14 protein-coding genes are annotated in these 20,396 nt (G+C 46.5%); 4 read left to right on the top strand and 10 right to left on the bottom strand.

Annotation, left to right across the window (positions count from 1 at the left end):
* Positions 1-53 precede the first annotated feature (53 nt).
* Positions 54-1,334 (top strand): MFS transporter, encoded by a 1,281-nt coding sequence (locus H509_RS0103340; RefSeq protein WP_036695997.1) that lies wholly within the window; start codon positions 54-56, stop codon positions 1,332-1,334.
* Between the two features lie 207 nt (positions 1,335-1,541).
* Here H509_RS0103340 and H509_RS24145 read toward each other — a convergent pair whose 3' ends face one another.
* From H509_RS24145 to H509_RS0103300, 7 genes are all read right to left on the bottom strand, one after another.
* Positions 1,542-2,906: a radical SAM/SPASM domain-containing protein gene (locus H509_RS24145; RefSeq protein WP_036695992.1), complete on the bottom strand. Its 1,365-nt coding sequence runs from the start codon at positions 2,904-2,906 to the stop codon at positions 1,542-1,544.
* A 210-nt stretch (positions 2,907-3,116) separates the two neighbouring features.
* On the bottom strand, positions 3,117-3,638 hold the full coding sequence (locus H509_RS0103325; RefSeq protein ID WP_245595974.1) for a CcdC family protein: 522 nt from the start codon (positions 3,636-3,638) through the stop codon (positions 3,117-3,119).
* Between the two features lie 144 nt (positions 3,639-3,782).
* Positions 3,783-6,527, bottom strand: coding sequence for an ATP-dependent helicase HrpB (gene hrpB, locus H509_RS0103320; RefSeq protein ID WP_051286807.1), 2,745 nt, complete (start codon positions 6,525-6,527; stop codon positions 3,783-3,785).
* Between the two features lie 279 nt (positions 6,528-6,806).
* Entirely contained in the window at positions 6,807-8,600 is a 1,794-nt protein-coding gene (locus H509_RS0103315; protein WP_028543813.1) for a S9 family peptidase, read from the bottom strand.
* Positions 8,601-8,742: 142 nt separating this feature from the next.
* Entirely contained in the window at positions 8,743-9,108 is a 366-nt protein-coding gene (locus H509_RS0103310) for a GIY-YIG nuclease family protein (protein ID WP_028543812.1), read from the bottom strand.
* Between the two features lie 28 nt (positions 9,109-9,136).
* Positions 9,137-9,910: a DUF2087 domain-containing protein gene (locus H509_RS0103305; RefSeq protein ID WP_051286786.1), complete on the bottom strand. Its 774-nt coding sequence runs from the start codon at positions 9,908-9,910 to the stop codon at positions 9,137-9,139.
* Positions 9,911-10,101: 191 nt separating this feature from the next.
* On the bottom strand, positions 10,102-11,535 hold the full coding sequence (locus tag H509_RS0103300) for an APC family permease (RefSeq protein WP_028543810.1): 1,434 nt from the start codon (positions 11,533-11,535) through the stop codon (positions 10,102-10,104).
* Positions 11,536-12,037: 502 nt separating this feature from the next.
* On the opposite strand from H509_RS0103300, the gene H509_RS0103295 reads away from it, so the two are divergent.
* Together H509_RS0103295 and H509_RS0103290 are read left to right on the top strand one after the other, a co-directional pair.
* Positions 12,038-13,126 carry an ArsR/SmtB family transcription factor gene (locus H509_RS0103295; protein ID WP_028543809.1) on the top strand — a complete coding sequence of 363 codons (1,089 nt, stop codon included), beginning with the start codon at positions 12,038-12,040 and terminating at the stop codon, positions 13,124-13,126.
* Between the two features lie 41 nt (positions 13,127-13,167).
* Positions 13,168-13,605: an Rrf2 family transcriptional regulator gene (locus H509_RS0103290; RefSeq protein ID WP_028543808.1), complete on the top strand. Its 438-nt coding sequence runs from the start codon at positions 13,168-13,170 to the stop codon at positions 13,603-13,605.
* A 27-nt stretch (positions 13,606-13,632) separates the two neighbouring features.
* Here H509_RS0103290 and H509_RS27485 read toward each other — a convergent pair whose 3' ends face one another.
* Together H509_RS27485 and H509_RS0103285 are read right to left on the bottom strand one after the other, a co-directional pair.
* A complete protein-coding gene (locus H509_RS27485) occupies positions 13,633-13,794 on the bottom strand; it encodes a hypothetical protein (RefSeq protein ID WP_157277426.1) in 162 nt (53 codons plus the stop codon).
* 261 nt (positions 13,795-14,055) lie between these two features.
* Positions 14,056-17,328, bottom strand: coding sequence for an efflux RND transporter permease subunit (locus H509_RS0103285; protein ID WP_028543807.1), 3,273 nt, complete (start codon positions 17,326-17,328; stop codon positions 14,056-14,058).
* A gap of 239 nt (positions 17,329-17,567) precedes the next feature.
* On the opposite strand from H509_RS0103285, the gene H509_RS24140 reads away from it, so the two are divergent.
* A complete protein-coding gene (locus H509_RS24140) occupies positions 17,568-18,482 on the top strand; it encodes a TetR/AcrR family transcriptional regulator (protein WP_051286785.1) in 915 nt (304 codons plus the stop codon).
* Positions 18,483-18,555: 73 nt separating this feature from the next.
* Here H509_RS24140 and H509_RS0103275 read toward each other — a convergent pair whose 3' ends face one another.
* Complete coding sequence (locus H509_RS0103275) at positions 18,556-20,355, bottom strand: MASE4 domain-containing protein (RefSeq protein ID WP_028543806.1); 1,800 nt, start codon at positions 20,353-20,355, stop codon at positions 18,556-18,558.
* Positions 20,356-20,396 lie beyond the last annotated feature (41 nt).

The following is a 20,396-nucleotide window of genomic DNA, read 5'->3' as shown; positions in this document are numbered from 1 at the left end:
AGAACAACTTTAAATCCCCCTATAAATATAAGATTAAAGAGAGGAGTCCACGTATGGCACAATCCCCTTCTTTGACCGTTTCACCTAGCGGCGCTTCGTTACCCGCACCTGCGCCCGCGCCTACGTCGAAGACCGTTTATCGGATTCTCATTGCAATCAGCTTTGTCCATTTGTTTAACGATTCCATTCAAGCCGTTATTACCGCAATCTTCCCCGTCCTGCGAGACTCGATGTCCTTAACATACGTACAGATTGGGTGGATCTCTTTTGCATTAAATGTGACAGCATCTATTATGCAGCCTGTTGTAGGCTTCTTTTCTGACAGAAGGCCAACCCCCTCGCTGCTGCCTATAGGGATGTGCTTTACATTTACAGGCATGCTGCTGCTTGCCTACGCTCCGAACTACGTGATGGTGATGGTTGCAGTTATATTTGTAGGGTTAGGCTCAGCAGCCTTTCATCCAGAGGGTATGCGCGTAGCCCATATGGCTGCTGGCAACCGTAAGGGACTGGCTCAGTCCATCTTTCAAGTTGGCGGTAACACGGGCCAATCGCTTGCTCCGCTAATGACCAAATGGATTTTTATCCCCCTCGGGCAAGTTGGCGCTATTTGGTTTACAGTAGTAGCCGCTGCGGGCATTATTGTCCAGAGCTTTATTGCACGCTGGTATAGCAGCAGCATGAAGCAAGGATATACATTTGCCAAGAAGCTGCCTCGTGGCACGATCGATCCTGCTCAGCGTAAGCGTATATTAGGGGCTACGATCATCTTAGTGACAATCGTGACTATCCGCTCTTGGTATGTGTCAGCAATTAGCACGTATTACAACTTCTATCTGCAATCCGACTACGGGTTAACAAAAGGGGACGCCCAAACCTACATCTTTATATTTATGGCTGCGGGCGCGCTTGGCACCTTGTTCGGCGGTCCTTTAGCCGATCGTTTCGGCAAACGTAACCTCATTGCTGCATCTCTAATTGGCGCTATTCCGTTGGCACTTTGTTTGCCTTATCTCCCACTCTTCTGGGCTGGCGTTGTATTAGCTCTATTAGGATTTATTTTGCTGTCCAGCTTCGCAACAGCCGTTATCTATGCACAAGCGTTGTATCCAAGCAGTATCGGCACCGTCTCTGGCCTCATTACTGGACTTGCTTTTGGAATGGGGGGATTGGGTAGTTTATTGGTTGGTTTCGGAAACGAGTGGACGAGCGAAAGTACCATGATGATTGCAACAAGCTTTCTGCCCTTGCTGGGGTTGCTCACCTTGTTCCTGCCAAATGATCGCACGGTACAATCGTGGACAGATAGCCACCTTGCGACACAAATGAAATAAAAGTGATCCGCTTTACGAAGTCTATAACTGAGTAAACGAACTAGCGATCCTCTTCCCTGTACACTTTTAGTAGGCAGGAAAGAGGATCAGCTTCGTTCTTTTAAATTATTTTAAATTCCCAGGCACAGATTTCATGACACGCCCCGTGTGGATACAAGCTGCTTGGGCAGCAGAACGAATGATTTTCATGCCAAGTCACCTCCTTCATTATTTCATAAACGCTGCTGTAACTGCCTCTTCTTGAAGCCAAATCGTGCGAAGAGTTTTCTTTATTTGACGCTTTTCGTAAGAGCAGGGACGATTGCCAGTACGCATGCGGTACAAGGGACAATGATTTCCCTGACAAGCTGGGCGGAAAAAACAGGCTTGGCATCTCTCATCTTTCTCCTCACCTGATGTGGTCCAAAGCAGCATTTTATCGAAATCAATATGAGCCTGTCCTTCTTCATCCAGATATCCAAGCTGATTGTATTCCTCGTCGATTGCGACTGAACACTTGTACAGTTTGCCGTCTGCCCCCACAATAAGCGAATTTGATTTAGCCGCGTAACATACAGCCCCTCCAGGAACTAACATTTCCGGTACAAAAGAGCTCATCTGAAGTCCTTCATTAATGATCTGCTCATGATAAGACCAGATTCGTTCATCCTTGGTTCGATCATCACATACGGGGAGTTGAAGATCATTTTCTCCTCCCATACATCCGACAGGACGCGGATATATTTTAAATCTATCATCTCCGGCAAACTGTCTGGCGAGTTCAGGAATAAACGCCTCAACGGCTTGCAGCGTGCTATTATCAAAATTAATGCGGATGTGAATATCAAATGGCAGACGAGTCGCCTGTAATGCGATCAAATTGCTCATAATTCGTTCATACGTGCCGCCCCCACCAGCAAGCGGACGACGCTCGTTATGAACGCGCGCGGGTCCGTCAAGTGTAATCATCAACCGATTCACGTTCCACCCTAACAACTGTTCCATCTTCTCTACTGTCAAATAATAACCATTTGTCGCCATATCCGCGCTATACTGCATAACTCCGGCTTCTGCCGTCTCCATAAACGATGTTGACAGCTCTGCAATGACATCCCAAGCTAACAGTGGCTCGCCACCGTGCCAGCTAATGTGCAAATGGTTCAGCGTATTTGCCTTCTGTTGTATATAACGCTTTACGCCCGTTATTACATGATTCTCCATCCGTCCACGGGGGAACGTCTCATAACAATAATGACAGCGAAAACTGCATGCTTCCGTCGCCAGCAGCACCAGATGCATACTATCCGTGCCGTATATGTTTTGATGCAGGTGTGCTGCACCATGCAACTCATCTGTATGTTCCTGCACGAGAAACCCCTGCTCGATCAGATGGTGCACGATGCCCTGTGGAGTGCTTACCGTCGTTAAGCCAGACAACAGATCTCGCACTTGTTGACGTTCCTCCATTGAAAATGATGCGATAGCTCCGCTAAAGCTGTTAAATACAACGAGTCCTCCGTCATCAACTTCCGTAAGGGCGTTAAAACGGGACGACTTCCAGACCGAGGGCGCAGATTGCTGAGATTGTGGCATAGTGACACAAATCCTTTCTCCCATGTAATCCAACATCTCTATATGTATGTATAATTGGCACTCTTATCATGCCTTGCGTAATTAGGTTTGAACAATGATGGTTATCACGTGGTATTTAAAAAAGGTGCCTTTACAAGCCAAAAAGCCGGACTCCTCATCAAGAGGACCGGCCTTTTATTAAGCAATCCGATCGGATCAACTCCACTCTTCTCAAGAAGAACGGCTACTCGTACCTACTAGCTTGCGGTACTGCACATACATCGCGAGACGCCAAGGCATAATCATGCCAAATGCCAAAATAAAAAATATGCTGGCGCTTTGCATCAGTGTTACGTAGGACTCCACCACATCGTGCAGCAATAAGCGTATAACAAGCAAGCTCACAATAACTACGATAAACATGTTAGAACGTGTTAAGTAAATGTCATTCTCGATTCGTTGGAACTTGGATGTCTTTATAAGTGGGTAAGCAAACAAGATGGCCCCTGCAAGAAAGGCGATCCACCCATAAGTCCAAGGAATCCGTGTCGCAGGAACAACAAACATAAGAAAGCCTGTCGCCATGCCAATAGGCGGCATAATAATCTTCATCTGATTGGTTGGTTTATTGGCCGCACGCAAGCGCAGCATAATAACCGTTATGCCCCCGACCAACGATACGAGTATCGACAACAGATGAGAAGATACAGCTATATGCGGCATCTGTGCCACCTCCAGATTGTTATTATTCATCCCTGTATTTCAACCTTCTCCTCCTACTTATGGAGATAATGGAGTAGAAGTTTATCCATACTTGATATTTCTTTATTATAAGTGATCTGGATCACACTTTCCAATCGATGACATACCTGTTGGCCTAATCTGTTCCTATTTGAGTTAGGCTGATCCACCTGGCGGGCGAGTGCGTCGTGTCGCCAGAGCTTCCGTCGGGTCTTCTGGCCAGTAGTGCTTAGGGTATCGACCTTTGAGGTCTTTCTTCACCTCAAAGTACGTACTCCGCCAGAAGCTTGCCAGGTCCTGCGTCACTTGCACCGGTCGTTGAGCCGGTGACAGGAGGTGCAGCGTTAGCGGCACTTTGCCGCCTGCTATGCGCGGCGTCTCTTGCAGCCCAAACAGCTCCTGCAGGCGAACCGCCAGCACGGGCTGTTCGGGCTTGCTGTAATCGATGCCGATGCGGGAGCCGCTCGGCACGACGATGCTGGACGGCGCCACGGCGTCTAGCTGCTGCCGCATCGGCCACGGCAGCAGTCCCTCCAGCAGCGAGGTGAGCTGGAGCTTCTGGAGGTCGCTGCGCTTGCGCATGCCATACAAATGCGGCGCAAGCCATTCATGCAGCGTAGCCAGAAGCGCACCATCTGACGCAGCAGGCCATTCATCAGGACGGTGAAAATGCATAAATTCAAGCCGTGCCTGAAGTTGACGGGCAGATTTGGACCACGGTAATACTTGCAGTCCTTCTGGATGACGGGCTATAGCATCTAGGAGCACAGCAAGCACTTGATCCGCATCTGGCTGCGCATCCGGTCGCTCGCGCAGCACAAGTGCGCCTAGCTTCATCTGTTCCAATGCACGTACCGCCTCGGCTTCTTTATCCCATTCGACAGTAATCGTACGCTTAATAAACGCCTTTAGATGTGCCTCAATGACCTCTAAAGAAATAGGCGCCGCCAATTGAATGCGACTATCCGTTCCCTGATCATCCAACTGCACGGCTACTACATAAGGCGCGTATGCAATCGGATCTTGTGCAGTCGCTTTTCCAAATGCGGCTCCCCTGCCGCTGCTCAACAGATAACGGCCGTCCGCTCTGCGCTCAGCGATGCGATCAGGGAATGCAAGCGCCAGCAGCACCCCACCTTGAATATCCTTACATTTATCGCTCTGTTCGAAAATTTGCGGAAATGTCCGTTCAAGTCTACGAATTTCTTCTTGTACGCGCCATAACGAGCCACTATCGATTTGATCAACTAACACCTTATTCGATGCAGATACATAACTTGTTGCCTCGGAGCCATTGGCTGTATCAGAGTCTCCTTGGGTATTAGCCTGTAATCTACTCGTTCCCCCACCTGAATTATGCCGACTATTAACTGTACTTGTACTCATCTGTCTAATCAGTTTCAATCGTGAACGAATGTCAGCGCCACCGATACGTTCCGCGGGTAAAGTCCCCCCACTGCGTGTAGAGCCCGACCTGACAATATCGCGCTCCTGAAGAAGGGCAGCCCACTCACACGCTTCTCGGCCGTAGCCCATCTCCATGCTGATCAGCACCATGTGAGCTAAACGTGGATGCAAGCCTGTGGACATCATACGCCGACCATGTGCCGACAGTTTTCCTTTATCTGACACCGCGCCTAATTGATCCAAAAGGTGGCGCGCCTGCTGCAAAGCAGCTGATGGCGGTGGGGTTAGCCAGCGCAGCGCCTGGCCATCTGGACTGCCCCATCCCGCCAGTTCAAGCGCAAGCGGAGCCAGATCGGCATCCAGCATTTCTGGCACCCGCTGCTTGGCCAAATGCCCATGTTCCTCCGCTGACCACAATCTGTAGCAAATGCCAGGTCCTAGCCGTCCTGCGCGGCCACGCCGTTGATCTGCTGCATCCTGCGTCACTCGTTCCGTCACTAAACGCGACATTCCTGTTCGCGGCGAAAATCGTGAGACTCGACTATAACCACTGTCGATGACTACACGCACACCCTCAACCGTAAGGCTTGTCTCCGCAATTGATGTCGTCAAGACAACTTTGCGAACGTCGGCGCGGCCCGGAGCGATCGCCGCATCTTGTGCCTCTTGCGGCAACTGCCCGTATAAAGGCAGCACTGTAATGGAATGTTCGGCTCTATTTGCACCACCATATCCCATTTTCGCAAGTTCTCCTGCTGTACGGTGAATTTCACCCGCCCCAGGCAGAAACACCATAATGTCCCCGTCATGCGTATGAAGCGCCCGCTCTACTTGGCGAGCCACGGCGGTCTCTAGCGGCTCTTGGCTCACGCGTGGTATATAATGTGTTTCGACTGGATACGTCCTGCCCTTACTCTGAATGATCGGCACACCGTCCATCAGCGCTGCTACAGGCTCCGCCTCAAGCGTAGCTGACATGACTAATATACGCAGATCCTCTCTTAACACACTCTGTGCCTCCAAAGCTAGTGCCAAGCCGAGATCAGCGTGCAAGTTTCTTTCATGGAATTCGTCAAAAATAAGCAGCCCAATCCCTTCAAGGGACGGATCCGTCTGTAGCATTCGTGTGAGCACGCCTTCAGTCACTACTTCGATTCGTGTAGCTGCACTTACCTTCGTATCCATGCGTACGCGATACCCAACCTGATCGCCTACGCGTTCGCCTAGCGTGGCTGCCATAAATTGCGAAGCGGCTCGAGCGGCCAGCCTGCGCGGCTCAAGCATCACGATGCGCCCGCCATTCAGCCACGGCGCATCTAGCAGCGCAAGCGGCACGCGGGTCGTCTTGCCCGCGCCAGGCTCCGCAACAAGCACGGCCCCCTTGCCGCTTGCCAACGCTTGAACGATAGACGGGCATACCACGTCTATCGGCAGCGCAGCCTGCTGCAAGGGCGCTGCATTAGAGATGCCCTGCTCCCGTCTTCTCCGTTCCATCTCACTCATCTTTGCTCACCTTCCTTCCGTCAGAAGCACATGGGATTGTCGTCCCTGAAGCATATGTAAGCAGCTGCTCGTACTGTCTCACTGCTGTTCACTGCTGATTCACATGCTGATTCACATGATGTTCAGCTCTTACATTTTCTTCGCAGCCTGCTTCCCGTTCCTAATATGTTGGCATTATAACCTGCCATCGCAGACAGGCGCAATCCGAGCCCCGTCCCCCCCACATTAAATAAAGCCGTGCCCCCATCCTATGGAGCACGGCCATTTCGCTTATTGATGACGCTTGAGGAAATCCACAATCGTCTGGTACAAAACTTTCTCATTTTGTTTGCGCACTACACCGTGCCCTTCGTCCTCAAACACTAGATACTCTACGTCACGGCCCTGAGCACGAAGAGCCTCCACAATCTGATCCGACTCTTCCTTCACTACGCGTGGATCATTCGCCCCCTGCACAATCAGCATCGGGTTGGTCATATCATCAAGGTACGTAATCGGGGAATCCTTGATAAAGCGTTCCTTATCCTTCTCCGGATCGCCAAGCCACCGCTCCATGAGCGGCTTCCAAAACTCAGGCACTGATTTTACAAAGGTAAATAAATTACTGACACCTACATAATCAATTGCTGCGCGGAAATAATCGGCATGACGCCCTGCCAGCAGCAGCGTCATATATCCGCCATAGCTTCCGCCAAATACAAACAGCTTCTCGCGGCTTGAGATGCCTTGAGCAAAAAGCCACTCCATCCCTGCCAGGCAGTCCTTGCGTGGTCCTTCACCCCAATCACGTTCTACCAGCTTCACAAAGGAGCTGCCATATCCTGTGCTGCCACGGAAGTTCGGCGCAAAGATATGATAACCCTGAGCGAGCAAATACTGAAACATCGCCCGAAACTGCTTCCGCTCTGCTGCTTGCGGCCCACCGTGCGGCCAAAAGATGGTGTACCCGTTTGCAACAGCTTCTTTGGCACGATACAACAGCGCTTCAATAACTGTGCCGTCGAAAGAGTCATACGTAACGATATCGGGATCGACTAAATCTTCTGCGGTTAAACCTGTCATCACATTATGTGTCAAGGCTGCCCACGCGCCCTCTGCATACCGATAAATATTAGTCGGACAAACGGCTCCGCGTGCCAGTACATAAATATTGCCTGAAGCCGCCACGCTAAGCTGTTCCACAATATCAGTTGGAAGTGACATCGCTACTAATTCGCCGCTGTCATAGCCATAGGCATATAACTTATCAACAACTCCCTTTTCCGTGACCACATACAAGGTACGCGTTTCCTTATGCCACTTCAAGTTCGTCACACTTTCTTTCTCAATGGCGCATACCCGCTCAAATTGCTTGGTCGACAATTGGTATTGTGCTATATAAGCATATTCCTGCTCATAATCCGTCACAAACAACACCGTATCATTATCAACAAAACAAACGTCACCTACTATGTGCACAACATCAGCCGACGGTGTCACACATTGAGGCTCTTCACCCTTACGGCATACGTAAGTGACGCTATATGTATTAGCATAAGACTGTGAGTACGCAATCACTTGCTCGTCAGGGCTAACGCCGGTCAGGAAGGTAGATGTGGCGCTGCCTTCGTGAATTAACTTATCTTCCTTTGTCTCTAAGTTGTAGACTCGGCTATTCATAAACTGAGGGTTGTCTTTGCTTGTGACATAATAAAGTCGCTTCCCGTCCTCTGACATCTGCACATAAAAATATTTATCGTCAGCCGCGCCTTCAATCAGCTTAAGCGCCTGTCCCCCATTCCAGGGCAGTGCATAAATATGATAATTTTCGTCCCCATCACGGTCCAAGGAGGTTAAAATAAAGCGGCCTTCACCGTCCATTTTAATAAAGCTGCTCGTTTGCCCTTCATACGTTAAGGGATAAGGAAAAGGATGCTCTGCATGGAAATCCATCGCCCACAAGTTAAATGTTCCATTCATATTGCTGCTGAAGACAATTCTTGATTCGTCCGCATTCACGGCAAACTGGCGTATGACACTAACCTGAAAATATTGTTCTACTTCTGGCTTCGGAAACTGAATCATACTGTATCCTCCCTTGTCGATATATAGTTTCATATTTATAAAATATATAATTCGATTATGATAAAACTATATTAGCATATCGATTAAAAGTCAATATTACCCTTTTTAATCCGTCACCAGACAAGAAAAAACATCCCGTGAATTAATCTTCACGGGATGTCTCTTGCAAGCGCTCTGTCCAAGTTTCCAGTAACTTCTGAAGCATTAGCTTATATTTAACTCGCTCCTGATCACTCGTAATCCACTCTTCTTCTGGCTCAATCAGCTCCAGAAATTCAATTTCAAACGACTCCTCACCATAGGTGTTCCACTCTTTCTGTAACCCACGATTAACATGGCCGTTCATTTTTAATGTAAAGGACTCTTTATTCCACACCTTCTCCAAATCCATGCTGCTGCCAATGATTTGATACCCTGTCACTTTGTTTCTCACCTGATAAATGCCCATCTTACGATGTGTCTTGGCGTACTCACGGGCAAACTGCTTCAGCTCTTCACGTGTTCTCATCGTAAACAACTCTCCTTTTTCATCTCATTTATTTTAACCAGTACTGGCTTCCATCTTCTTTCCGGTCCAAAAGACCGTAATCAATCATGTATCTGCGCAACGTTACGTAATCATGGAATGCTTCCTTTAAAACGGCGTTAATTTCTTTCTCCGTGTATACACGACCTCGCTCAAAGCGTTCGGCCAAATTACGCAAAATGACGAGCTTTCGCTTCTCCTTTTTCGGAAATGCGGTCAATCTCCCCTCCCATCCATCGGGGAAATACTGATTTAAGAACCCTTCACGCTCCTGCTCCGTGATCACATAACGCTCATCCACCATATTGGCAGTCACGGGCACAGGCACCAACTTAGGCGCAATCGCACTGTGTTCCTCCATCATCTCCGTTAGCGCAAGGAACAGCTTAGCCTGCTTCATCTTCTCACGCATCGTAAAGCGATGATTCCGAATCGTGGAGCTGCTGCCGCCCAACTTCTTGACGATGTCTGCGTCTGAGAGACCGTCATAAAACAGGCTGATCAGTTCCTTTTGCAAATCCGTCAATCCTGTGCGCTTCTTATCCAATTCAATCAAATGGTGAAACATCGATTGATGCTTGTGCTTAATATGACGCTTCATTTGTTTCTCTGCTTCGTAAAATAATCCGGTACTCCCTTCTTCATCCGCATAAATAACACCTCGCTCGTAGCCATCACCACAAATAAGGCAAACGTAGTGATCATCGGATGGATCGTGTACGTATCCTAGCTTCAGCTCCGCAACGGTGGCATTCTGAAATAGATCGGTTATGTCTTTTTTCATCATATGAGCTCCGTTTCAATTTATATTTAGTAAACATATTAATAGATTGTTTGTTAATTTATAAACATTATCTTATTTTGTTTATATTTTGTCAATAAACTTTCTGGAGTTGGGTGCAAAACATAAAAATAACCTGTCCGAAGTCATCCTTCAGACAGGCTGCAGTTAGTGTTCAATGAGTTGAGTCATTGTTATTTACGGGGCTGCTTAAGCTTCACCAGCATGGGCAAGATTAAACCAAGACCGAGCAAAATAAATGGAGTGATCACATTTAAACTGAGTTGGAAATACCATTCGCTCGTGAAAGCCTCCATTTTCGGGAACATCCCCATAATACAAGCAAACGCTGTAAAGAGGAAACACCATAAACCAATAGCAAATCCAATCTTGTTGTTTTTAACAAAACGATATTCCGATGTAAACTTATCGGACAATTTCATCAATGCCATAAAGGCAAGAAATACAAACAAGTACCGCAGCGGCATAACGATGGAATTTAGATCCAGAAGCCAGTTAAACAATGAGTTCATTTCACCAATACCGATAACGGGCACCATAATTAAAATACCTACCAATACCAGCGTTAAAATGTAACCATTCACCGGCGTACCACGATCGTTTATCTTCAGCAGTGATTTCGGAATATGCTTTTCACTGGAGTCCGCTAACAACACTTTTAACGGTGCATCAATGGAGAAGGCCAAGGCTGAAATTTGAGCAAGCGTATTGGCAATCGCATAAATAACCATTAGTGTATTACCTAAACCATAATAATCTCCCAGTATTTGAAATGCATAATATTGGCCATTCATCTTCAAATCGGCAGGGATGTTATTCGAATCAAACATCATTCCCATTGCAAACGAACCTAGCAGCGCGCATATGGCCACCATAATAGCCAATGTAAGCATCCCACGAGGGAATTCTCTGCCTGGATTGCGAGTATCGTTGACATAAGGCGAAATTTTCTCAGCCCCGCCCACCGCAAACACAAGCATGGACAAGGTCGTAAAGTAGGCAAAGTTAAAGTCCGGTATAAAAGACTTGATGGACATATCAGACGTAGCGATCGTTGCGCCCGTCAAAGCAGGAGCTGTCACCGCCATTACGATATATAACAAAGACATCACAAACACGGAAATTCCCGCAACGGTACCTATTTGTTTCAGTGATGTAATACCACGGGATGCAATCCACAAGAAAAAGACAAAGATGATCAATGTCATAAACTGTAGCATAACGGGTGAAATCTCTTTAATTAAGTTCCCACTGCCTGTGAATGCCCATCCTAAAGCAATTAGAATAGCTTGCGGCTTCTGTGCCAAATACGGGACGTGTACGACCCAGTACGTCCACGCGGCCATGTAAGCGATGTTGGGTCCCATCGTTTCTTTAATCCAACTGCTGACGCCGCCCTTACTATCCTTAAATGTAGATCCTAGTTGACCTACCATTAACGTGTATGGAATAAAATACAACGCAATAATAAGAATCCATGAAGTAATAACGGTTAAACCTTGATTGGCATAGTTATTAACAACATTACCGAAGCCCCATACCGAGATGAAAGCCATCAGAGCAATGTTATACCAGCGCAGTTTTTTTTGCATTTCGTTGTCGTTCATGCTGTTAATCTCCCTTTTCCTAAATATAACGGTGAATCTAATCTGGTATGTCCCCGCATGGCCTAAAGTTACCATCATTTTACACAGATCGGTTTGTTCAGGATGTGCAAAAACACACAAAAGAGCCTATGCGTCCATAGGCCCTTCATTAGTATATACAGAATGAGAAACATTTCCTACTGGAAATTGCAGAATAAATTCCATTTATAGATAATTGAAGTGCAGCATGGTCCCCTTCAAACCTATAATCGCATATACTTGACTTCATCTGGAGTAGCAGCTGCACAGGTCAGTCATGTACAATAATCAATTCCTCCTAATTCACAACATACCGTAACCACACCTCTTTGTATAATTCTTTTTTAGTCCATCGGTCAATAAATACAGCCGTCATATTCCCTTATCATGCCTAGTTGACTTTTACATAATCACCCTATATATTTTGATTTACATTTGATCACTCTTTCGACATTAATCGAACCCTTATAAAGGAGCTATTGCCGTGATTCCGATCGCCCCGTCTATCTATGCCCATATATCACCTGTCTTTGAATGGTTTGCCGCGATGTATCGTGTCGTTAATCATGAAATGCTGACCCCGTCCGTGCCAAACGCTGCCGCATTTGCGTCCAAAGAAATGGACCGTTTCGTCAAAGAGGCTAGACAAGCAATCGGTGCGGACGGTTTAAAAAATCTCCAGCTATTTTTTAATCCAGAAAGCTCTATGGGTATTTATTTGCTAACGGATTTCTACAAAAAGGGATTGCTCCACGATATAGAGGCTGTAATCCATGCACTGGAGCAGTGGCCTGCAAAGGAACTGCTGCACGCTTTCCTCCGGTGTGTCAAATGGGAAGACAAGGACATATTGGACGAGACTCCGGAATGGGATGCCTTATCCTTGCTCACTCACATGAAGCAATCCACATTATCAGAGGAAGAGCAATGGAAGGTATATTACTTTGCCCACGATGTAGAAGAAACAAAGCGCAAATTTCTGAGTATTGTCACACACTTTTATGAGACGGTATATGCCACCTTCTCTATGCCTTTTGAGCCAATTCACCAACAAGCTGTACAGCAGCTGCAACATACCTTTGACGAGGAACGAGCGCATAACTTAAATGCCTTGCTTGGCATTGACTTAGATGAGAAAATGAATGTGGAGCAGGAAACGATCTTTATTCCTTCCTATTTCTTTCATACTTCCTCCATGCTGCTTTTGAATGATCATCAGCTGTTATGTATACTTGGAGTGAATCGACAAGATTACTTGCAAGCCAAGCGCAACCAGAGCCAGCAGATCTCTGACATCTTTAAGCTGCTTGCGGATGAGAAACGAATCAAAATTATTCAGTTGCTTAATCAAGCACCACGTTATGGTTATGAATTGGCTAAAGAGATTGAATTAACAAACTCTACAGTCTCGCATCATGTAAATGCTTTAAGTCAAGCGGGTTTGGTAAAAGCTACACGTCATGAGAATCGAGTTATGTATCAGGTGCAGCCTGAGCAGATCGAACGTTTGTTAGAGCAGTTATCCTCACTACTGCTCCCCAATCCACGCGGCGCTTCAAACATTGACAAATAAAGTTAGTTGTAACTATAATAGTTACATTGAGGTGGTTCAACATGAAAATAAGCAGTCGCTTTAGCGTAGCCGTTCATATTTTATGTCTGCTCGCCCTGGAGCGTAATCAGCTCCTAACATCTGATTGGATCGCAGGAAGCGTGAATACGAATCCTGTCGTTATTCGCAGACTGACAGGTAAGCTTAAGCAAGCTGGACTTGTACAAGTCCGTCCTGGTACCGGAGGAGCAACATTACTCAAGGAACCGGATCAGATTACGCTGCTTGATATTTATCGAGCCGTTGAAGTCGTTGAAGAAGGCGAATTGTTCCATATGCACGAGCAGCCAAATCCCGAATGTTTTGTGGGAGCTAATATCCAGTCTGTCCTTGAGGGCATTTTGGTATCTGCACAAGCCGCTATGGAAAGAGTGTTAGCCGAGATTCCACTGAGCGCGCTCGTGGACGATTTTCAAGGGCGAAAGCAGCTCGACGTATAGCGCCTCATCACGGTTAGCTTTTCCGTATCAATGAGGCAGCATCCCCTTCCCAGATGCATAGCTTAAGAAGAGACTGTCCGCAGCATCACTGTGACATGTACCCTTGCCGTAACAGGTTGTATGATTCACCTGCTTACCTGATGGGAACATAAGCACCGCTGCAAGGGCAGTCTCTATGATTTTGTTCATCCGTCTCTACTACCTACTCATACCTACGCATACCCACTGATTTCGACGGGTATCGGATACCTCCGATGGGAGACACCACTTAGCACTTTGCACTTCACATTTCACATTTCACACTTCACACTTCACACTTCTTCTGAGCGAATGGGATAGTGGTGCTAAGGGCTTACATAAAGCAGACAAACAGACAAACACAATCATCCCCATTTAAGCAAAAGCCGCCCCCCAAGTCCAAAACCTAGGGAGCGGCTTCTTTTCGTGATGTTATGCAGCAGCCTGATGCTGCTTATCCTTACGGCGCAGCTTACTCAAGCTCTCGTACACAATTGGTACAATTAATAAGGTCAACAAAGTCGAACTGGTTAAGCCACCAATAACGGTCACACCCAAACCTCGAGAAATGATACCACTGCCTTCAATTCCGATCGCAAGCGGAATTAACGCACCTATCGTAGCAATCGCCGTCATCAGAATTGGTCTCAGACGAGTAACTCCTGCTTCCAGCAAGGCTTCCCGAGTAGACATGCCCTCCTTCTCCTTATGAATAACGCGATCAATTAAGACGATAGCGTTCGTCACAACGATACCAATTAACATAAGCGCCCCGATCATAGCGGAAATACTAATGGTCTCGCCCGCTATCAGCAGCGCAACCAATGCACCGATAATCGTAAATGGCAGGGAGAACAAAATCGCAAACGGCGCTAATCCTCCCCCAAATGTAATGACCAAAATCAAATACACAATAGCAATCGCTGCTGCCATCGCAACACCTAGTTGTGTAAATGATTCCTTAATATCTTGGGTAACACCGCCCATCGATACTTCAATGTTTGCAGGTACATTAATCGCATCCATTTCCTTTTTCACTTCATTGGATACCGTTGTAACACTGCTCGACGTAATGTCACCGCCCACATCTATAACGAGACGGCCATCGCGGCGAGTAACAGTGTCTGATGTTGTGCCCTTTTTCACCTCGACAACATCTTTAATCGCAACTGTTTGACCGAGTCGAGATGTAATCTTCTTGTTCACCAGGTCATCGATGGACGCATATTTCGGCTGTTCCACTTGCAAATAGACGTTTAGCTCCTCACCATCTTTCTCAACAGTCGTTAATACCGGACGTTCCCGCTGCTGACTGAGGCTCATTCCAACTTCCGCTGCTGTCAGCCCGAGTTCACTAAGCTTCTCCTGGTTTACTTCCAGTGTATATTCATCAAACGTTTTAGATAAGCTCGACTTTACATTTTTCAGATCCGCAATCTTTTTCATGCGTGCTTCCAAATCCTGCACCACGGGTTTCATCTCTTCGATCTTATCTCCATATACATACACCTTTAAGGAATTGCTTCCCATGCCACCGGCTCCAAAATCCATCGTTCCCCAGCGGCCTTTCTCTGTATCCGCCTGTAGATCCTTTAGAACTTGAGTTTGTTCTTTTGTAAAATCAGGCGTATCCTTGCTATATTTCACGAAAAACAACGCTTGATTGGTGCTTCCCGGACTGAAAGGATTTTTACCGCCCAATGAATATTGAACAGTCTCAACCCCATTACGCTTACGGAAAAATTGATCGGCTTGTTCTGCAGTTTTGGTGACATCGCTTAAGGTTTGTCCAGGCTCTGGACTGTACGTGGCGATCACCATTTTTTCAGATTGCGAAGGCAAGAAGCTGACCCCAACGTACGGCACTAGCGCAAAGCTGCCAACCAGCAGCAAAACAGCAACAATAGATGTAATAACTTTGTGATTCAGGGACCAATTTAACACCTTTTTATAACTGCGGCTTAACCGACTTGGGTGCTCCTCATGTGCGTGCTGCTTGCTCTTAACTCCTTTTTTAAATAAAGAGTGCGCCATCATCGGAACAATCGTGATGGCTACCAGCAACGAAGCCAGCAGTGCAAATACTATGGTCAACGCAAATGGCAGAAACATTTCACCAATCATCCCTTGAACCAAACCGAGCGGTAAAAATACCGCAATCGTCACGATTGTGGAGGAAAAGATAGGCATAAACATTTCCTTCGTAGCTTCACGCATCAGATCCTTGCCCTTAAGGGGTTCGTTCGGCAGCGACATACGTCGGAATATATTTTCCACAACGACAATCGAATCGTCTACCACACGTCCTATCGCTACGGTCATTGCGCCAAGAGTCATCATATTCAACGTAATATCCATCTGATTAAGCGCCAAAATGGCAATTAACAAGGACAATGGAATCGACACCACTGAAATTAAAGTGGTTCGGAAATTACGTAAAAACAGCAATATAATCAACATGGCAAAGACGGCGCCAAAAATAGCTTTGCTGAGCATCGTATTTACCGATTCTTCAATCGGCTTGCCTTGGTCCATCGTCGAAATCATTTCAAGATCAGGGTACTTATCCTGTAGTTCGCTGACAGCCTGCTTGGCTCCATTCACTACATCAACCGTGTTAGCATCCGCACCTTTAACGATTTGAATGCCGATCGCATCCTTCCCGTTTGTGCGGGAAATCGATTCCGCTTTGCCCACAAGTTCAATCTTGGCTAGTTCACCGAGCTTTACGGTCGGCAGCTTCAGTTCTATAGGCTGTGACTTCTGGCCTGGGGTCACCCCGCCAGAAGCACCTTTTCCTAGTCCCGCTGCTACACCTGCGCCAGGTATCGTCCCCGTCTGACCAGGTGCAGCGCCTTCCGCAGCGCCACTGCCTGCGGAACCTGCCATACCAGACATCCCTTTCGCATTGCCTGCTTGGTCTGCCACACCGCCCATTCCGCCAGCACCCCCCGTAGGGGCTGGACTGTATGGGATTTCAAGTCCTTTGAGATCTTCTATAGTTGTGAACTTCCCATCAATAACAACGGACTGCTCTTTAGAACCAAATGTGTATACACCTAATGGAAACCTTAAATCTGAGCCTTTAATCATAGCTTGTACCGTATCTTGGGACAAACCATACTTGCTTAGCTTCCCTTGGTCAAAGAGGAGTTGCACTTCCTCTGCATGCTGACCCGAAATTTGAACATTAGCTACTCCTTCAATGCCCTCCAGCTTCGGAAGAACATAATCCTGCACTTGCTTGGTTAATACGGCAAGTGATGCTTTATCGTTGGATACACTGTACGTAATAACCGGAAAAGCGTTAAAGCTTAGACGAGATACTTTCGAAGGCTGCACGCCTTCAGGTAACTTTATATCGGAAAGAACTTGTTTTACTTCTTCCTCCGACTTGTCCATATCCGAGCTAAAGCTGTACTCGACCTGAATTTGGGAGGCATTCTGAAACGAGGAAGATCCTACCCGCTTTACCCCACTTAAATTTTGAAGTCGTTGTTCAATCGGCTTTGTTACCTTATCGGTCACTTCTAGCGGGGTTGCCCCCGGATAAATAGTTGTGACAGTGACCACCGGGGTCGTAATGTCAGGCAGCGTCTCCAACTTCATATTCATCCCGGAGTATAGACCTGCAACGGTGACAATAATCGTTAATAACCATACGGCAAACTTATTTTTTAAAGTAAAATTTATAAGGCTGTTCAACCCGATTCTCCTCCTATCTCTATCTGGTTTCCTCTCCGTCTTGACCCGAAAGTCATAACCACTCATAATATAACTGACTAGTCAGTTCAAGTCAAATGACCAGTGAGTTAATGAATGCTTGTCCTGTTAGACGTAATGCATATAGCTATCCCCTTAACTAGGTTACAGTATAATCTGTTGTTGACTCTTGCCACGGAAACAGCATAATGGAAAGTATTGAAGCATATAGGAGCGTAGATATGAAAGAAAAAGAGAAGCTCATTATCGAAACCGCAATGAAGCTTTTTGCCTGTAAGGGGGTTATTTCCACTTCCGTCCAGGAAATTGCGACTGAATGCGGCATATCCAAGGGTGCTTTTTATTTATACTTTGAATCAAAGGAAGCACTGTTGTTAGCCACCTTCCACTATTACTACGACCGGATTCAGAGTCGTGTGTTAGAAATAGAAAATGAAGGACTTAATGAAAGAGATACCTTTATTAAACAAATGCAGTGCCAATTCGAGGAACTCGCGCAGCACAAAGAGTTTATTATTATGCATGCCAGAGAACACGCAATCCCTTTTAATGAGGAAATGGCTGCATTTATACAACAAATGCGATCCGAAGGAATTACTTTCTATACATCACACGTGGTTAAGATGTATGGGGAACGAATTACTGCATATGTTAACGACATTGTGCTGCTGCTTCAAGGGATGCTTAACGCTGTCATGGAGCTTATTATTTTTGACAAGGCGCAGTTGGAACCCGATCGCGTCGCAACCTACATGGTGAATCGGCTGGACGATTTGGTTGAGGGATTAATTCAATCGCAAGAACGTCCGCTGCTCACACATCATGCACTCTCAAATATGATGTGTTCAGCGTTCCCTCAAAGTCCAAAGGACATGCGGCCAATATTGATCCAACAGCTGAAACGCACTCTCGCCAAAGTTATGGATCAGCCAGACTCAAGTCACCTTCAGGTTACGCTTCGTATTCTTTTAGATGAGATGGAAGCCGATGAGCCGCGTCTGCCTCTAATTGAAGGGATGCTGCACAATTTAACAGCTACACCGGAGCTGCACAGTTTGCAAGCCAAGATTGGTGCCTACTATGAGATTAAAGCTTTTTCCGCACCTGCAAGCACAAGCGCTGGCGACCTAAACTAGTTGACTTCGTTTTCTAAGTGACCTTCAAATATGGCAAAGAGGGCAGTTCTCCCTATCGGTGAGCCTGCCCTCTTTATTTCAGATGAACATCCATAAATTTCACTTGATTTCGACCCGACAGCTTTGCTTCGTATAATGCCGCGTCTGACCTCATTATAAGCTGTCCTTGCAGCGAGCTTGAATCTGTATGCGCAGGTACATGTACAGTGGCGACCCCTACACTACAGGTGACATATGCCGAAACATTGGACGCCTGATGGGGAATGGCAAGGTTATTAATCGTTTCACGAACCATACCTCCAAAGCCAACGGCAGCTTTACGGTCCGCCTGTGGCAGTAAGATTGCAAATTCCTCACCACCATAGCGACAAACAATAGCCGTCGTATGCGAAAGCGCATCCCTGACCGCATGTGCAACTGAAGTTAGACATTCATCACCCATCTGGTGCCCATAAGTGTCGTTATACATTTTGAAGAAATCAATATCAAACATAATTAAGGAAAGTGGAATTTGATCATGCATCGAGTGCTGCCATTCTTGCTGAAGCATCTGGTCAAAGTACCTTCTGTTATATACACCTGTTAATCCATCTGTAAATGAGAAGTCTGTCAGCAGCCGATTGGCCATTTGCAGCTTCTCGTTTGCTTCTTTTAATTGACCCTCAGCGATCATCCGCTCCGTCACATCACGAAAGAAAATGGAAATGCCATCGTTAGACGGATAAATACGAATTTCCAACCAATGTTCCTTGGATGTGTCGTACCAGACAAATTCCTCCGCAGCCTTGTTCTTCATTACTAGCTGCGCCATCGTATACCACGCTGTATTTAACAGGTGTGAATTAATCGCCCAGAAATGCTTTCCTCTTACCTTTTCAAACGAGATGCCTACATATTTCTCAGCCTCTTTGTTCATATACGTATACTTCCACTGACGATCTACCGCCAAAAAGGAATCTGTTATACTGCCTAAAATGCGGTTCAAATGCTCTTCTGAATGCTCCAACTTCTCTTGAGAACGAATTAAACGAATATAGAGACGGTTAATTTCATAAAAGAAAATAACTAGTACCGCTGATGCCGAGAATAGTGAGTTCACACGTGCCACGTACCAGCCCAGACTATATCTGGACTCTGCATACAAGGTTAGCGATACATCCAGAAAAAAAGCAAACGTGGATACCATCAGCCATAAATGCAGTACACTTTGGGCACGTGTCTTGTAATACAAATAGACAACTGCCAATAAGTTTACTGCCCACAAGACAGGGCCGATAATTGACCGCGTTAGATGGCTGTAATCGTTATGGACAATCATTTCGGGCAACTGTGATTCGTAACGTATAACAGCAAACACGATCAATCCAATTACGCAAACTGTTCCCGTCACAATCGAACAGCGCAGCCAGAAAGCACGGCGTCCCTCGCACGCAGAGCCCCATCGGTCTATCGTAAACGTGTATAACAGAATCCCTATAGGAAATCCCATATGCCACACAATCCACAGCCAGACCGATGTTTGCTCCTTCCCTACAAACCAGCCTTCTGTCACTATATTCGGAAATGTTAACAGGTGTGGAATGACAACAAGCCCTGTAAACATAAACGATGCAGATAAAATGAGCAGCGGCTTCGAGCCAGAAGTTCGATATTGAATATATAACAAGTACGACGTCATCAAGTCACCAAACAAAATCCAGGCCGTCAACATCGGGATAAAGGATTTAATCTCGTATATCTTCGTATTTGCAGTCGGCATAATGGCAACTGATACGATCAAGATCATGATGGCAAACAGCAGTGCTGCTATCCTCTGTTTACGTGTCGTCGTCAAGTTCACGAGACTCGTTATCGAATCACGCATATGCGACATAGCAAGTACACCCTTCCTTCACATTTGTACCCTAAGTTGTA

This window comes from Paenibacillus taiwanensis DSM 18679 (assembly GCF_000425125.1).
Lineage (GTDB): Bacteria > Bacillota > Bacilli > Paenibacillales > Paenibacillaceae > Paenibacillus_B > Paenibacillus_B taiwanensis.
This window is presented reverse-complemented; position numbering and strand designations above follow the sequence as displayed.

Excerpts from the sequence above, each read along its gene's own strand:
- H509_RS0103325 (WP_245595974.1), bottom strand. The coding sequence starts at position 3,638 with ATGAATAATAACAATCTGGAGGTGGCACAGATGCCGCATATAGCTGTA.
- H509_RS0103310 (WP_028543812.1), bottom strand. The coding sequence starts at position 9,108 with ATGAGAACACGTGAAGAGCTGAAGCAGTTTGCCCGTGAGTACGCCAAG.
- H509_RS0103305 (WP_051286786.1), bottom strand. The coding sequence starts at position 9,910 with ATGAAAAAAGACATAACCGATCTATTTCAGAATGCCACCGTTGCGGAG.
- hrpB (WP_051286807.1), bottom strand. The coding sequence starts at position 6,527 with ATGGAACGGAGAAGACGGGAGCAGGGCATCTCTAATGCAGCGCCCTTG.
- H509_RS0103290 (WP_028543808.1), top strand. The coding sequence starts at position 13,168 with ATGAAAATAAGCAGTCGCTTTAGCGTAGCCGTTCATATTTTATGTCTG.
- H509_RS24140 (WP_051286785.1), top strand. The coding sequence starts at position 17,568 with ATGAAAGAAAAAGAGAAGCTCATTATCGAAACCGCAATGAAGCTTTTT.
- H509_RS0103275 (WP_028543806.1), bottom strand. The coding sequence starts at position 20,355 with ATGTCGCATATGCGTGATTCGATAACGAGTCTCGTGAACTTGACGACG.
- H509_RS0103315 (WP_028543813.1), bottom strand. The coding sequence starts at position 8,600 with ATGATTCAGTTTCCGAAGCCAGAAGTAGAACAATATTTTCAGGTTAGT.
- H509_RS27485 (WP_157277426.1), bottom strand. The coding sequence starts at position 13,794 with ATGAACAAAATCATAGAGACTGCCCTTGCAGCGGTGCTTATGTTCCCA.
- H509_RS0103300 (WP_028543810.1), bottom strand. The coding sequence starts at position 11,535 with ATGAACGACAACGAAATGCAAAAAAAACTGCGCTGGTATAACATTGCT.
- H509_RS24145 (WP_036695992.1), bottom strand. The coding sequence starts at position 2,906 with ATGCCACAATCTCAGCAATCTGCGCCCTCGGTCTGGAAGTCGTCCCGT.
- H509_RS0103340 (WP_036695997.1), top strand. The coding sequence starts at position 54 with ATGGCACAATCCCCTTCTTTGACCGTTTCACCTAGCGGCGCTTCGTTA.